This window comes from Janthinobacterium sp. 344 (assembly GCF_900112025.1).
Classification (GTDB): Bacteria; Pseudomonadota; Gammaproteobacteria; order Burkholderiales; family Burkholderiaceae_D; genus Janthinobacterium.
Window position 1 is genome coordinate 872,435 of sequence record NZ_FOKL01000001.1, and the last position, 14,484, is coordinate 886,918.

The 14,484-nt window shown below is 62.9% G+C and carries 12 protein-coding genes; 3 read left to right on the forward strand and 9 right to left on the reverse strand.

From position 1 onward, the window contains the following. Positions 1-92: 92 nt before the first annotated feature. A complete protein-coding gene (locus BM193_RS03895; RefSeq protein ID WP_092795529.1) occupies positions 93-1,745 on the reverse strand; it encodes a CTP synthase in 1,653 nt (550 codons plus the stop codon). 247 nt (positions 1,746-1,992) lie between these two features. Here BM193_RS03895 and BM193_RS03900 point away from each other — a divergent pair, with 247 nt between their 5' ends. Next, positions 1,993-2,400 carry a PRC-barrel domain-containing protein gene (locus BM193_RS03900; protein ID WP_070221439.1) on the forward strand — a complete coding sequence of 136 codons (408 nt, stop codon included), beginning with the start codon at positions 1,993-1,995 and terminating at the stop codon, positions 2,398-2,400. 68 nt (positions 2,401-2,468) lie between these two features. On the opposite strand, the gene BM193_RS03905 is transcribed toward BM193_RS03900, so the two are convergent. The 5 genes from BM193_RS03905 to BM193_RS03925 form a co-directional block, all read right to left on the reverse strand. Then, a complete protein-coding gene (locus BM193_RS03905; protein ID WP_092795531.1) occupies positions 2,469-4,727 on the reverse strand; it encodes a TonB-dependent receptor domain-containing protein in 2,259 nt (752 codons plus the stop codon). 52 nt (positions 4,728-4,779) lie between these two features. Further along, the gene (locus tag BM193_RS03910) at positions 4,780-5,589 is read right to left on the reverse strand and encodes an energy transducer TonB family protein (protein WP_139176008.1); all 810 of its coding nucleotides are present in this window, start codon (positions 5,587-5,589) and stop codon (positions 4,780-4,782) included. Beyond that, positions 5,586-6,011, reverse strand: a complete 426-nt coding sequence (gene exbD / locus BM193_RS03915) for a TonB system transport protein ExbD (RefSeq protein WP_092795535.1) — start codon at positions 6,009-6,011, stop codon at positions 5,586-5,588. Before exbD ends, BM193_RS03910 begins: the two co-directional genes overlap by 4 nt. 3 nt (positions 6,012-6,014) lie before the next feature. Next, the gene (gene exbB, locus BM193_RS03920) at positions 6,015-6,767 is read right to left on the reverse strand and encodes a tonB-system energizer ExbB (protein ID WP_092795537.1); all 753 of its coding nucleotides are present in this window, start codon (positions 6,765-6,767) and stop codon (positions 6,015-6,017) included. Between the two features lie 143 nt (positions 6,768-6,910). Beyond that, positions 6,911-7,831, reverse strand: a complete 921-nt coding sequence (locus BM193_RS03925; RefSeq protein WP_092797028.1) for a ChaN family lipoprotein — start codon at positions 7,829-7,831, stop codon at positions 6,911-6,913. 288 nt (positions 7,832-8,119) lie between these two features. On the opposite strand from BM193_RS03925, the gene BM193_RS03930 reads away from it, so the two are divergent. Beyond that, positions 8,120-9,436 (forward strand): FAD-binding oxidoreductase, encoded by a 1,317-nt coding sequence (locus tag BM193_RS03930; RefSeq protein ID WP_092797030.1) that lies wholly within the window; start codon positions 8,120-8,122, stop codon positions 9,434-9,436. On the opposite strand, the gene BM193_RS03935 is transcribed toward BM193_RS03930, so the two are convergent. Both BM193_RS03935 and BM193_RS03940 read right to left on the reverse strand, forming a co-directional pair. After that, positions 9,437-9,907, reverse strand: a complete 471-nt coding sequence (locus BM193_RS03935; RefSeq protein WP_254785827.1) for a GNAT family N-acetyltransferase — start codon at positions 9,905-9,907, stop codon at positions 9,437-9,439. It abuts the gene before it with no gap. 70 nt (positions 9,908-9,977) lie between these two features. Next, positions 9,978-10,850, reverse strand: a complete 873-nt coding sequence (locus BM193_RS03940; RefSeq protein WP_139176010.1) for a hypothetical protein — start codon at positions 10,848-10,850, stop codon at positions 9,978-9,980. Positions 10,851-10,901: 51 nt separating this feature from the next. On the opposite strand from BM193_RS03940, the gene BM193_RS28185 reads away from it, so the two are divergent. Next, complete coding sequence (locus tag BM193_RS28185) at positions 10,902-11,186, forward strand: hypothetical protein (protein WP_139176012.1); 285 nt, start codon at positions 10,902-10,904, stop codon at positions 11,184-11,186. A gap of 70 nt (positions 11,187-11,256) precedes the next feature. On the opposite strand, the gene BM193_RS03945 is transcribed toward BM193_RS28185, so the two are convergent. After that, a complete protein-coding gene (locus BM193_RS03945) occupies positions 11,257-14,403 on the reverse strand; it encodes an error-prone DNA polymerase (protein WP_092795541.1) in 3,147 nt (1,048 codons plus the stop codon). Positions 14,404-14,484: the final 81 nt, after the last annotated feature.

The window sequence follows — 14,484 nt, forward strand, 5'->3', positions numbered from 1 at the left end:
GCGCAATTGCACAAAGGGGGCAAAGAAACTCCCGGCGGGAACCATCTGGCCGGGAGCTGTCTTACGGGTAATACTGTCGCGATCGACCGGCGTTATTCAGCGACGGCGTTGGCTTGCTTGTGCGCCAGCGCTGCCTTGATGAACGAGGTAAACAACGGGTGGCCGGTGCGTGGCGTCGACTTGAACTCGGGATGGTATTGCACGCCCATATACCATGGGTGGGCATTTTCACCCGTGCGCGGCAATTCCATGATTTCGCACAAATCTTCGCTCGGCGTGCGGGCCGACACGATCAGGCCAGCCGCTTCGACACGGGCCAGATAGTGATTATTGGCTTCGTAGCGATGGCGGTGACGCTCGGTCACCACGCTGCCGTAGATCTCGGCGGCGAGGGTGCCCGGATTGACGGCGCAGGTCTGCGCGCCCAGGCGCATGGTACCGCCCAGGTCCGAGTTTTCATCGCGCAACTCGACTTTACCATCGTGGTTTTGCCACTCATTGATCAGTGCAACGACAGGTTGATCCGTATCAAGGTCGAACTCGGTCGAATTCGCGTTCGGCATGCCTGCCTTGTTGCGCGCGTATTCGATCAGGGCCACCTGCATGCCCAGGCAGATGCCCAGGTAAGGGATCTTGTTTTCACGGGCGAACTGGGCCGCCTTGATCTTGCCTTCCACGCCGCGCTTGCCGAAGCCGCCCGGTACCAGGATGGCATCGTACTTGGCCAGGCCGTCGCAGCCCGTCGTTTCGATTTCTTCCGAATCGATGTACTCGATGTTGACGCGGCTTTCCGTGTGGATGCCGGCGTGGCGCAGCGCTTCGATCAGCGACTTGTACGACTCGGTCAGCTCGACATACTTGCCGACCATGCCGACGGTCACTTCCGCCTTCGGATGCTCCATCGTGTAGATCAGCTTGCTCCAGATCGACAGGTCGGCCGGGGCGGGATCGAGGTCCAGCGCGTCGCAGATGATCTTGTCGAGGCCCTGGTCGTGCAGCATTTGCGGCACTTTGTAGATGGTGTCGACGTCCCACACGGAAATGACGGCGTCTTCCTCGATGTTCGAGAACAGCGAGATTTTCGCGCGCTCGTCTTCCGGAATGGCGCGGTCGGCGCGGCACAGCAAGGCGTTCGGCAAGATGCCGATTTCGCGCAGCTTTTGCACCGAGTGCTGGGTCGGCTTGGTCTTCAGTTCACCGGCCGAGGCGATGTACGGCACCAGGGTCAGGTGGACGAAGGCCGTGTTCTTGCGGCCGGCGCGCAGGCTCAGCTGGCGTGCCGCTTCCAGGAAGGGCAACGATTCGATATCGCCGACGGTACCGCCGATTTCGCACAGGGCCACGTCGTAGCCTTCGGCGCCACGGCGGATGTAATCCTGGATTTCATTGGTGATATGCGGAATCACCTGCACGGTCTTGCCCAGATATTCGCCCCGGCGTTCCTTGCGGATCACCGATTCATAGATCTGGCCAGTGGTGAAGTTATTCACCTTTTTCATGCGGGTGGAAATGAAGCGCTCGTAGTGACCGAGGTCGAGGTCGGTTTCGGCCCCGTCGTCGGTGACGAATACTTCACCGTGTTGCATAGGGCTCATCGTGCCAGGATCGACGTTGATATACGGGTCGAGCTTGAGCATGGTGACTTTAAGGCCGCGCGATTCGAGGATCGCGGCGAGAGAGGCGGCGGCAATCCCTTTTCCAAGGGAAGACACAACGCCACCAGTGACGAAGACAAATTTGGTCATTGCAGATGGTGCCGAACGGCACGTGCGGGAAATTGAAATTATACACTAAAGCCCGCCAGCGTCGCCCCCCGCGCGCGGAAATTTGCGCCTAATGCCGACTATCCCTCCGTCTCCTGCGGTCTACGCACAACAAAATTACCTGTTAGCAAGAATTGAAATATTTCCAATTCCATACTTTGTGTGGGCGAGCGAACAGACCCTGCCGCGCCTGGGCCGCAGACTGGGATTTTTCAACAGGAGGTCTATCATGAGCTACGAAGAACGCGACGCCTACGGCATGTATGTCAACCGCGGCCACAAAGGCCCCGGCCCTGAACTGATGGGTGCAGACACCCTGATCGGCGACCATGTGCACAACGCCAAGGACGAACATCTGGGCGAAATCAAGGAAATCATGATCGACATGCGCAGCGGCAAAATCGCCTACGCCGTCATGTCGCACGGCGGTGTCTTTACCATCGGCGAAAAACTGTTTGCCGTGCCATGGGAAGCGCTGCTGCTCGACACCGTCAACAAGCGCTTCACCCTGAACGTCGACAAGGAACGCATCGAAAACGCACCCGGCTTCGACACGGATAACTGGCCGAACATGGCTGACCAGACGTGGGCCAATTCCATCCACAGCTACTACGGCACCACGCCGCGCGAGTATTAATTAACCCCACGCGAAGGGCCGGGGTCGTACCCTGAGGGTACGACCCCAGTATTTGCACCTGGGTTTGGTTAAAAACGGTACTCCAGCCCCGCCACATACGTCCGGCCGCGCGCCGTACTCATCGGCGTATTGTCGTTCGACTGCGACGGCATCGAATTCAGGCGGTTCAGCGCTTCCGAGTAATTCTTGTCCATGGCGTTCTGCACCGACAGGCGCAGGAACAGGTTTTTCGTCACTTGCCAGCTGGCGTACAGGTCGATCACGGCCGGAATCTTCGGATTGTCCACCTTCGTCACTTCACCCGTTGCTTCATCGGCCTCGTTGTCCGGCGACAGGCGGCGGTTTGATCCCGTGTGCTTGATGATGGCGCCCAACTCCATTTTATTGTCCAACAAGCGCGTGCCCACGTCGAGGTGGTAATAGGTGCTGGGCAGCTCGCTGATGTCAGACGCGCCGAACCACGCGCTGGCGATCGAGGTGGGCTGGCTGGTCTTTTCACGCGTGTACGACAGGCGCGCATAGGCTGGCCCCAGCTGGTATTGCGCTTCCAGTTCCCAGCCGCGCGTGCGCACGGGCGTGGCCGAGTTGATGTAGATATACATGTTGGTCACGTAGTCATCGACCGTTTCCCAGTCCGTGGCGATCACTTCCGCCATATTGCACTTGCGCCCGTTGTCACAGACGAGGAAGGATTGGCTGGTGATGTAACCGTCGATCTTGCTCTTGAAATACAGGGCCTTGAAGTTCAGCGCATCGTTGGCGCTCAGCAAGCCGTGCAGGCTGGAATTAAAGCCCAGCTGGTAGGTGGTCGCTTTCTCGCCCTTCAGGAACGGATTCATCGACGCCCCGCCATCGTTCGAGAAAAACACTTCCTGCGGATTCGGCCCGCGCATGGTGCGCTCGGCGCTGGCGAACGGCTGGAACCACGGCGTCACCTGTGCCGACAGCAATAATGACGGATTGATCCCGCGCTCCTTCAACGCGATATGCGCCGCCCCTTGCGGGAAACATTTCACGCGCTCGTCGCAGGCCGGCTTGTAGCCCGTCAACTCGAAACGCGTGTAATTGAGGCCCGCGTTGACCTGGTAGATGCCGCGGTTGTATTGCAGGCCAGCATACAGGCTGTCGATCTTTTGCCGGCCTTCAGGACCAAAGGTGTTGTTTTCAATCGATTGCTGGTTGGCGTCCGGGTTATCGGGATCGTCGACGAGGCTTTCCACGTGCTTGCGGTATTGATTGCGCATCCGCTTGCCGCCAAGCGTCACCAGCGCATCGCCGCCCGCCAGCTTGAAGCTGCTCGTATTGTTGATGTCGATCGCATCGGCGCGGTTGGCCGTGTTGGTATTGATGAAGTTGGTCAGCGCTTCCGGCATGTATTTCTGCTTGCCACGGCTGCTGCTGGCCGTCACATTGAGGTCGATCAATTCGGAGAACGGCGTGTAGTGGTATTTCACGTAGTAATCGTCGCTGCGGATATCGCGGCGCGTAAAGGTGTTGCGGTAATCGCGCGCCGCCAATTCCAGCGCGTGGAAGTCGCTCAATGTGAGGTCCAGCTTGAGCAATTGCGACTTCGGTTTCTGCTTATAGTAACGGTTGTAGCCGAAGCCGAATTCCTCGCTGTCCGTGCCACTGCCGTTCTTGTAGTTGTTGCCGATCACGCTAGCGCTCGTGGCCGCCATGAACCCCACGCTGCCGCCGTCGAAGGCGGGGTTTTTCATGCCCACGGCCAGCATGGCGCTGCGCCCCACGCCATTGTTGCCTGCGGACATTTTCGTGCGCGCGCCCGCCGTTTCACCGGCAAAGACGACATCATCGACGCCGATGGTGCGGAAATTGGCGCTGCCACCCAGCGCATTGATGCCATCGCCGCCCACCGCATTGCCGCGCGACACGTCCACGCCGATGATGAAGTTCGGATCGATCAGGGCGCCGAACTGGCTGCTGGACACGCCGCCATGCGACACTTCCGATGGCGCGCTGCCATAGTAATTCTGCGTCACGCCATCGATCATGGTGTTGACCCGGCCAAAGCCGGACAGGCCACGGATATTGACGCTGACGGCTCCCTGTGCCGGATCGATCTGCGTAAACGTGCCCGGCATGCCGCGCAGGATCTGATCGACGGGCTGCAATCGCGTGTCCGCGCCGCGCGAGCTGAAGGCTCCCGGCTTTTCCAGCGCCTGCTGTTCCACCGATACGCTTTCGCCGGACACATTCAGTGGCGAAAGTTCCACCTTGCCAGTTTCCTGTGCCTGTTGCGCCCCAGCCTGCTGCGCCAGCAACGCCATGCAGACGCCCACGGCTCGTGCCATTGTCTTGATATGCATACACCCTCGATTTGTTATGGAAAGAATTTTTAATAAACAACAATCAGCATCCTCATGCCTTGTCCTGTCCTGCTTCCAGCTTGAACGAGACGGGCAAGGTGACGGTCACCGTGCCCTGGTGCAGGACGTGGTCGGGTGGCGCCGGCAACGGTTGCGCGCGCTGCAGCACTTGCAGCGCTTCGCGGTCGAGCAGCACCGTGCCTGACGAAGTGACCAGTTCGCTGGCCAGCAAGTTGCCGTCGCGGTCGACCTGGAAGCGCACCCAGGCGGCACCGGCCCGCCGGCGCTGGCGCGCGTCGCCCGGATAGCGCTTGAAGTGCGCCAGATGGCTGAGCACGCGGCTTTGCCAGCTGGCAGGGGCCGCGCTGGCCGACGGCAGATCGCTATTGAATGGCGCCGCCTGCGGACCGCGCATGGCGGCGGGCGCCGGCGTGGCGCTGCTGCTGGCCTGTGCGGGCACGGCAGCTTCCTTGGCAGCCTCCCTGCCCGGCTCCACCGAGGGGCTGGTGGCGGCCTTTTCCTCTTTTTCCGCGGCGGCGATATCGGGCGCGGCGGCGATATCGGGCGCGGCGGCGCGCGCCAGCACGGGCAGCGCCTCTTGCCTGATTGCGCTCTTTGGCGGCCGGGCCGCGCTGGACGCGGCCGACTGGCGCGCCCCGACCGCTGCCGCCTGTCGTGTCTCCGGCGACATCGCCTGCGCGGCAAACACCAGCATCACGCTGGCGGGCGGCTGCGCGGGCGCAATGGCGGCGGGTTGCCAGGCCGCCCACAACAGCAGCGCCAGCGCGGTGGCCGCCACCAGCGAGGTGGCGATGCCCCAGCTCAATACCGGACGCCGTTCCAGCGTGCACGCCCCCTTCACCCGCCCTCCCGGGCCACCAGGCCCACTTTCAAATAACCGGCCTGGCGCAGGGCATCCATCACGCCCAGCACGTCTTCATACGCGGCCTGCTTGTCGGCCTGGAAAAACAGGGTGCGCTGGCGGTCGCCGCTCGTCTGCGCGTCGAGCAGGCGGCCCAGCTGCCCACGCGCCACGGGAGACTCTCCCAGGTACAGGCTGTGGTCGGCTTTCAGGGAGACGAACAGGGGCTTCTCGGGACGCGGCTCGGGCTTGGCCGTGGCGGCCGGCAAGTCGATTTTCAGGTCGACGGTGGCCAGCGGCGAGACCACCATGAAGATGATCAACAGCACCAGCATCACGTCGATGAAGGGCGTGACATTGATCTCGCTCAATTCCGGCATGTCGGCCGTGTCATCGTCCTGCGATGGAAAAAGGCTGGCCATGGCTCAGGCCTGCTTGCGCGTGTCGAGGTCGCGGCTGAGCATCAGCAGCACCTGCGCCGAGGCGGCGCGCAGCTGCGCCTTGACCTGGTTGATGCCACGGTTCAAGACGTTATAGATGACGACGGCGGGAATCGCCGCCACCAGCCCCAGCGCTGTCGCCAGCAAGGCTTCCGCGATACCGGGCGCCACGGTCGCCAGGTTCGTGCTCTGGCTGGCGGCAATGCCGATGAAACTGTTCATGATGCCCCACACGGTGCCGAACAGGCCGACGAACGGTGCCACGGCGCCGATGCTGGCCAGCAAGCCGATGCCTTGCGTCATGCCGCGGACCTGCTGCGCGATCAACTGTTCCTGGCGGAAACCAGCCCGCTCCTTCAGGGCCGCCGCCGGCGCGCCGGGAGGCGACAGATGCACTTCCTGCTGCACATCATCGAGCAACCGTCGCGCCAGCACAGACGCCCCGCTCTTTACTGCCGCGTCGGGCAGGGAGGTGGCCGTCTTCAGCACGGCGACGGCCTGCGCCGCCTCGCGCCGCGCTTGCAACAGGCTGGCGCCCTTCACCAGCAAGACCACCCAGGTGGCCAGCGCGGCGATCAATAAACCGGCGAGGACGCTTTTGACGACCTGGTCGGCGGCGAAAAACATGCCCAGCGGCGACATGTCATGCGGCAATGCGGACGCTTGCGCGCTGGCATGCAAGAGGGAAAACAAGGCGCCGCCAGCGGAGGCTTTGACATACAACAAGGGGGTAGGCATGGGAGCTTCTACAGTCAACAGGCATGGCTGCGCCAACGGCGCGCACGCGCATGCAAAAAAAAATCGGACGAACTACCTGGCTGCCGTGGAGAAGCTTGCTGGGGGAGAATGCCGGGCAGAACGCCCGGCGGAGTTGCAACGGTTTACTTGGCGCTGGCGATGGCCGACGCCGCCACCGGCGTGTACCAGACGAAATCGGCCTGCTGCGCCAGCACCGTGGCGCCCTGCTGCGCCAATACCAGCACCAGCGGTGCGGGACCGCCCGTCAAGTCCTGCACGTGCAGCGGCACGCCCAGGTCCTTGTGCGCATGGTAGGCGCCGGCGATCAGCAGGGCCGGCGCGGGCGCGGCCATCAGGCGCTCGGCCATGCGGCGGTCGCGCTGCTGCTGCACCGACAGCATGGCGTCCAGGCGCGGCGCGTCGATCTGGTTATCGTGCATGACGCGGATGATGTCCTTCAATTTTTCATGCACCTTGCCATCGTTGGCCAGGTTGGAATGTTTGCCCTGCACGGCAGGCTTGTCGATGAACAGTTGCTTGATCTCGCTGCGGTCCAGGTTGGCCGACCAGACCGGGTATGGCGCGCGCATCACGGTCATCACCAGGTCGCCATATTGCGCCCACTTCCAGCTGGGCTGCCACGCCAGCAGCTCGGCCACGTGCTCGGGGCGCACCACGGGGTCCGTCTGCAACCACGGCTTGACCTTGTCGACCTTGGCTTGCTGGTCCGGGTTCAGCATTTCCAGCAGCACGCTGCCTTGCGGACGCTGGCCCTGCAATTGCTGCAGCAGCCATTGCTCGATCTGGTGATGGCTGAGCTGATCATGCTGCTCGCCCACGATGACACGCGGGGCGGCGGCCAGCTGGGCCAGCAATTGTTCGGCCGTCACGCGCTGGCCGCTGCGCAGGTCGACGATCTCGCCCAGCTGGCGCACATCCTGCGCAGCGGCAGGCGCGGCCGTCGTGGCGGCAGGCGTGCCGGTGGCTGGCGCGACGCTGCTGCAAGCGCTCAGCGCCAGCACGCAGGCGGGCAGGACAGTGGTGAGGGACAGGGGGAATTTCATGGGCATGGCCTTTCGGGTCAAAGCACGGATTGTTGCAAAATAACTCAGCCGGGCATTTTAATGGAAATGATTCTCATTTACAACCAAGACACGTCACGGTGGAAAGATTTTTTTTACAACTGGCAAAAAATCAACCTTGGCGCCACCGGTGAATTCGCCGGGCGCGGAGTAGAATAAAAAAAACGGAGGACTCGCGTGAATCAAACTGACCAGTTGGCGGTACTGAAAAAACCGCTGCCCGCATCCCTTGCTGCCGTACTTTCCCTGATCTTTGCCGACCGCTTTTCCATGACGCAAGCCATGCGCGCCCACCATGGCCGCGACGAGTCGAGCTACCCTCCCATGCTGCCCGATGCCGTCATCTTCGCCCATTCCACCGAGGAAGTGGCGGCCGCCGTCAAGCTGTGCAGCGCGCACGACGTGCCCGTCATCGCCTATGGCAGCGGCACTTCGCTCGAAGGCCACGTGCTGGCCCTGCATGGCGGCGTGACGATTGATCTGTCGCAAATGCATCAAATGATAGCCGTGCATGCTGAAGACTTGACGGCCACCGTGCAGGCGGGCGTGACGCGCAAGCAGCTGAACGAGGAAATCCGCGACACGGGCCTGTTCTTCCCCATCGACCCCGGTGCCAATGCGTCGCTGGGCGGCATGGCGGCCACGCGCGCCTCGGGCACGAATGCCGTGCGCTACGGCACCATGCGCGAAAACGTGCTGGCCCTGACGGTAGTGACGGCCGACGGACGCATCATCAAGACGGGGACCAGGGCGAAAAAATCCTCGGCCGGCTACGACCTGACGCGGCTGTTCGTCGGCAGCGAAGGAACCCTGGGCATCATCACGGAGGTGACGGTGAAGTTGTACCCGCTGCCGGAAGCGATCTCGGCGGCCGTGTGTTCGTTTCCCGGCACGGGCGAGGCTGTCAATGCCGTGATCCAGACCATCCAGATGGGTATTCCTGTGGCGCGGGTCGAATTTCTCGATGAGAACGGCGTGAAAGCCATCAACGCCTATGACAAGATGGCCTTGCCAGAAAAGCCGCTGCTGCTGTTTGAATTCCACGGCACGCCGGCCAGCGTGGCTGAGCAGGCGCAGCTGGTGCAAGCCATCACGGCGGAGCACGGCGCCAGCGATTTCGCATGGGCCAGCCGTCCCGAAGAGCGCTCGCGCCTATGGGCCGCGCGCCACAACGCGTATTTCGCCCTGCTGCAGATGCGGCCCGGCAGCCGCGCCATTTCCACCGATTGCTGCGTGCCGATTTCGCGCCTGGCCGAATGCATCCTCGCCACCAAGGCCGATTGCGAGGCGCAGGGCCTGGTCTATGCCATCATCGGCCACGTCGGCGACGGCAATTTCCACGTGCAGATGCTGGTCGACCCCGACGATCCGGCCGACATCGCCCGCGCGGAAAAGGTCAACAGCGACATGGTCACGCGCGCCATCGGCATGGACGGCACCTGCACGGGAGAACATGGCGTGGGCATGCACAAGATGGCCTTCCTGGTGGAAGAGCATGGCGAGGGCGCCATCGACACCATGCGCGCCGTCAAACATGCGCTCGATCCGAAGAACATCATGAATCCGGGGAAGATCGTGCGCTGGTAATCAGGCCGTCAATTCCATGCGCATCGGCACGAAGGCGATGCCGCCCGTCTCCACTTTCGGCCCCGTGGCGACAAAGCCCAGGCTTTGGTACAGGGGCAAGGCGTAGGCCGAGGAGTTGACGGTAAAGGCCGTCACGCCGCCCCTGGCCAGCGCCGCATCGCGCGCTGCCTGCCACAGACGGCGCGCCATGCCGCGCCGGTGCAGGGCGCGCGGCACGAACATGTGGAACAGATGCGTGTTGTCGCGCATGGCCACCACGCCGGCCAGTTCGCCGTCGATATGCGCCAGCTGGTAGGCATAATTGGGCAGCGACAGATAGCCTTCGATGGCCGGCTGGCGGCAGTTCTCGATGAACTTTTCTGCCCCCGCGCCGTCCGGGTGCAAGGTTAAAAAAGGCATCAGGTCGTCGATCAGGGCGACGATGGCGGGCGCGTCGGCGACCAGGGCGGGACGCAGTGTGATGGTGGGCAAGGGTTGATTCATCCAGTAATTTTGCCATATTCCGCCACTGCCCGGCGATTCAGCGCTTCAATTCAGCAGATCAATTTACCCAAAACAATTTACGCAGCATGGCCATGCCTGTGGGCGCATGGTCCATGCCTCTCTGCACTGGTCCTGACAGGTAGCGCAGCAAGGGTGACACGGGGTGGCCTGCCGTGATGGGCTGACAGCCGGCCAGCCTGACCGGTCCGGTTTTCGGCACCAGCACTTCGTTGCGCTGACGGTGAAACAGGCTGGCAACATTCAAGCCTTGCTTGTCCGCGCACATGCTGCTGAAGAGCGATTCGAACAGGCTGGCATTGGCAGGTGCGGCCAATAACTGTTTGCCTTCCAGCACCGGCAGAATATGCCCGAGCAGCGTTTCCCAGGCACGGAAGTCCCGTTCGCTCAAGGTTTCGGGGAAAACACTGCTGCGTTGGCCCGGATGGGCAATCCACTCTTCCTCGTCATCCGTTTCCGCCAGTACCAGTTGGCGCAGCTTCTCGCTGCTGTTAACACCCGCCAGCAGCAAGCCATGGGCGCGCCGCAGCGCGGCTGGATCGCGCACACGCAAGGCTGGCGTGCCGGGCCCGTTGTCGAATGCGGCACTCAGCTCGGCGGAGGCCTCCAGAAAATAATGATAGCCGAGCAGCCACTGCACATCGCTCTGGTCGACACGAAAGCGCGCTTCCAGCTGGTAATGCCGCTGGTAATATTGCTGCGTTCGGCTGTCCGCCACGCTGTCTTCCTCGTCTGGCGTGCCGATCACCGGCCGCTTGGGAATGGCAAACATATATTGCTCTTCCGGCGTCAGCGTACCGTCGCCATTCAAGTCGCTGCCCCAGGTGGCGGGCACCAGCAGCAAGCCATCGTCCTTGCTACGCAACACAATTTTCTCCAGCACGCGCCGCGTCGTCCGCAATTCATCGCGCAAGGCGGCAAAGGCGACGCGCAAGCCTTCCTGATCCAACTGCTGCAGCGATAATTGTCCTTGCTGCTGCGGCGGATAATGGTCGGCCAGGCGCAGCAATCGTTTAGCGGTGGCAATGTCGCGGCAGAGTACCCAGGCTTGCTGTGCCTGTGGCGTCGCGACCGGCTGCGCTTGCAAGTTGCCGGCGCAGCTGTGCGCCATGCCTGCCGCGCTGGTGAAATCGGGCGCGGCGGCAAGCGCCATATTGCAAGAAAGGCAGATCAGGACAAGGTGGCAGTAGCGGAAAACGGCGTGCATGCACGGCTCCTGGAAGTGGATGGATGGGTGACTTCAGCTTAATCACCCGCTTGCAGTGAGCCTTAACAAAATGCAAGCTTGTATCTATTCAATATCCACGAGCATCAAGGTTTCAGCAGAAATCGCGGCTGCTGGTGCGCAAGCGTCCCAGCAAATGCGACATGTCGACCAGGCGCCTGGCCACCAGGTTGCGCACGATGCCTTCCTGCTGCCACACGCCGTACACGCCCAGCAGCGGCGCGCTCAGCACCTCGCGCCGCTGGCTTTCCACGAGGTCGGGCCAGACGATGACATTCACCGTGCCCGTCTCGTCTTCCAGGGTCATGAAGACGACGCCCTTGGCCGTGCCCGGACGCTGACGCACGGTGACGATGCCGCAGGCGCGCGCCACTTGCCCGTTGGTATAGCAGTTCAGCGTGGCAGCGGACAGGAAGCGCTGTGCCAGCAACTGCTTGCGCAGCAGCGCCAGCGGATGGCGGCCCAGGGTCAGCCCTTGGGCGCGGTAATCGCTGACGATGCTCTCGCCTTCCGTGGGCGCGGCCAGCACGGGCGCGTCTTCCTCCGGCGGACTGGCGCGCAGCAGGTCCTTGTCCGGCACGGCGCCGGCCGCCTGCCACAGCGCTGCGCGCCGGTTGCCAGCCAGCGCCTGCAAGGCATTGCCGGCCGCCAACACCTGCAAGTCATGCCGGTCCAGGCCGCCACGCCGCGCCAGGTCGGCCACGTCCAGAAAGGCGGCGATGGCGCGCGCATCCTCGATGCGCCGGGCCGCCTCGGCGCGCATGCCATACAGGCTGTTCAAGCCCAGGCGCACGGCCGGCGCCTCCGCCTGCTGCGTTGACGCTTCCAGCGCCGCCTCCCAGCCGCTGACAGCCACGTCGACAGGCAACACCCGCACGCCATGCCGGCGACCATCCTGCACCAGCTGCGAGGGACTGTAAAAACCCATGGGCTGGCTGTTGAGCAAGGCGCACAGGAAAGCAGCCGGCTCATGGCATTTCAGCCAGGAACTGGCATAGGTCAGCAGGGCGAAACTGGCCGCGTGCGATTCGGGAAAGCCGTATTCGCCAAAACCTTCGATCTGACTGAAGATGGCCTCCGCGAACTCCCGGTCATAGCCATTTTTGACCATCGTTTCGACGATGCGTTCCTTGTAATTGTTCATGCCGCCCTTGCGTTTCCAGGCCGCCATGGCACGCCGCAACTGGTCCGCTTCGCCGGGCGTGAAATCGGCGGCGATGATGGCCACCTGCATCACTTGCTCCTGGAAAATCGGGATGCCCAGGGTGCGCCCCAAGGCCTTTTCCAGGCCGTTCGGATACACGACAGGCTCTTTCTTCTGGCGCCGCTGCAGATATGGATGCACCATGCCGCCCTGGATGGGGCCGGGCCGCACCAGCGCCACCTCGATGACCAGGTCATAGAACACACGCGGACGCAGCCGGGGCAGCATGCTCATCTGCGCGCGCGACTCGATCTGGAACACGCCGATGGTGTCGGCCTCGCACATCATGTCGTAGGTGGCGCTATCCTCCGCGGGAATATCCTGCAGGCGGAATTCCTCGCCGCGCCGTGCCCCGACCAGCTCCAGGGCGCGGCGCAGGGCCGACAGCATGCCCAGCGCCAGCACGTCGACCTTCATCAGGCCCAGTTCTTCCAGGTCATCCTTGTCCCACTCGATGACGCTGCGCTCGGCCATGCTGGCGTTTTCGATCGGCACCAGGCGCGACAGCTTGCCTTGCGCGATGACGAAGCCGCCCGGATGCTGCGACAGATGGCGGGGAAAGCCCAGCAACTGCTGCGCCAGGCTGGCCCACTGCTGCGACAATGCCGCTTCCGGGTCCAGTCCGCATTCGGCCAGGCGGTTCAGCAAATCGTGCTTGCCGTCGAACCAGCGGTGCGCCTTGGACACTTTTTCCACGATGGCCAGATCGATCCCCAGCGCCCTCCCGCTGTCGCGCAAGGCGCTTTTCGGCCGGTAGCTGATCACCACGGCCGCCAGCGCGGCCCGTTCGCGCCCATATTTGCCGTAGATATATTGAATGACCTCTTCGCGCCGCTGGTGCTCGAAATCCACGTCGATATCGGGCGGCTCGTTGCGCTCGCGCGACATGAAGCGCCCGACCAGCGAGTTGCCGCGCGCCGGGTCCACTTCCGTAATGCCCAGGCAATAGCAGACGGCCGAATTGGCGGCCGAGCCCCTGCCCTGGCACAGGATGTTGTGCGAACGCGCAAAGCGCACGATGTCATAGACGGTGAGGAAATACGCCTCGTAGGACAGCTCGGCGATCAGTTCCAGCTCCTGCTCGATCTGCTCCTGCACGTTGGCGGGAATCCCCAACGGAAAACGGATGCGCGCGCCCGCATAGGTTTCCTCGCGCAAATAAGTCGCCGTCGTGTGGCCATGCGGCACCAGCTCATCGGGATAGTCATAGCGCAGGCTATCGAGCGAGAACTGGCACATACCCGCGATGCGCATGGTTTCCGCCAACGCCTGCGGCGGATACACATTGGCCAGGCGCAGCCGCGCGCGCAGATGCTGCTCCGCATTTTGCGCCAGCGCATAGCCGCATTCGCCCACGGCCTTGCCCACGCGGATCGCGCACAGGGTATCGAGCAAGGGCTTGCGCGAACGCACGTGCATGCACACTTGGCCGACGGCCACCACGGACAAGCCCTGCGCCTGCGCCGCCGCCTGCACGGCGCCGCGGTGCGCATCGTCCTGCGCCCGCTGCAACAGATTCAAGCCTACCCAGCTGCGCTCGCGGCCAAAGGTGGCCGCCATCCACGCGCCCTGCGCGTGCAGCGTCCCGGGCTGGGCCGGATAGCTGGGCAGCAAGATCATCAGACAGCCAGGCAAGCCCCGCAAATGGGCAAAGCCCGGCGACGGCGCGGCGAAATCATCGGGCGTCAGCAGATAGCGTCCCTTGGCCGCCCGCGTGCGCGCCATGGTGATCAGCTCCGACAAGTTGCCGTACCCCTCGAAATCCTGCACCAGCGCCAGCAGGGACAGGCCCGGGCTGCCATCGGCCTGAGTCAAATGAAAATGCGCGCCGATAATCAGCGGAAAACCGGCCCGCTTGGCCGCCGCGTGGGCGCGCACCACGCCCGCCAGCGAGCACTCGTCCGTGATGGCCAGCGCCCGGTAGCCCAGCTGGACGGCGCGCGCCACCAGTTCCTGCGCATGCGAGGCGCCCTGCAAAAAGCTGAAGTTGGTCAGACAGTACAACTCAGCATACTCGGGTAAAACGGCGCCCCACATGATCTACCTCAATACTGTATATAAATACAGTATATTATACTCATCTGGAATCGGGCTTATCGTTTATGCTCAGGTTTTACC

Bases quoted from the DNA above. Each gene is read 5' to 3' on its own strand.
- BM193_RS03895 (WP_092795529.1), bottom strand. From the start codon at position 1,745: ATGACCAAATTTGTCTTCGTCACTGGTGGCGTTGTGTCTTCCCTTGGA.
- BM193_RS03900 (WP_070221439.1), top strand. From the start codon at position 1,993: ATGAGCTACGAAGAACGCGACGCCTACGGCATGTATGTCAACCGCGGC.
- BM193_RS03905 (WP_092795531.1), bottom strand. From the start codon at position 4,727: ATGCATATCAAGACAATGGCACGAGCCGTGGGCGTCTGCATGGCGTTG.
- exbD (WP_092795535.1), bottom strand. From the start codon at position 6,011: ATGGCCAGCCTTTTTCCATCGCAGGACGATGACACGGCCGACATGCCG.
- exbB (WP_092795537.1), bottom strand. From the start codon at position 6,767: ATGCCTACCCCCTTGTTGTATGTCAAAGCCTCCGCTGGCGGCGCCTTG.
- BM193_RS03925 (WP_092797028.1), bottom strand. From the start codon at position 7,831: ATGAAATTCCCCCTGTCCCTCACCACTGTCCTGCCCGCCTGCGTGCTG.
- BM193_RS03930 (WP_092797030.1), top strand. From the start codon at position 8,120: ATGACGCAAGCCATGCGCGCCCACCATGGCCGCGACGAGTCGAGCTAC.
- BM193_RS03945 (WP_092795541.1), bottom strand. From the start codon at position 14,403: ATGTGGGGCGCCGTTTTACCCGAGTATGCTGAGTTGTACTGTCTGACC.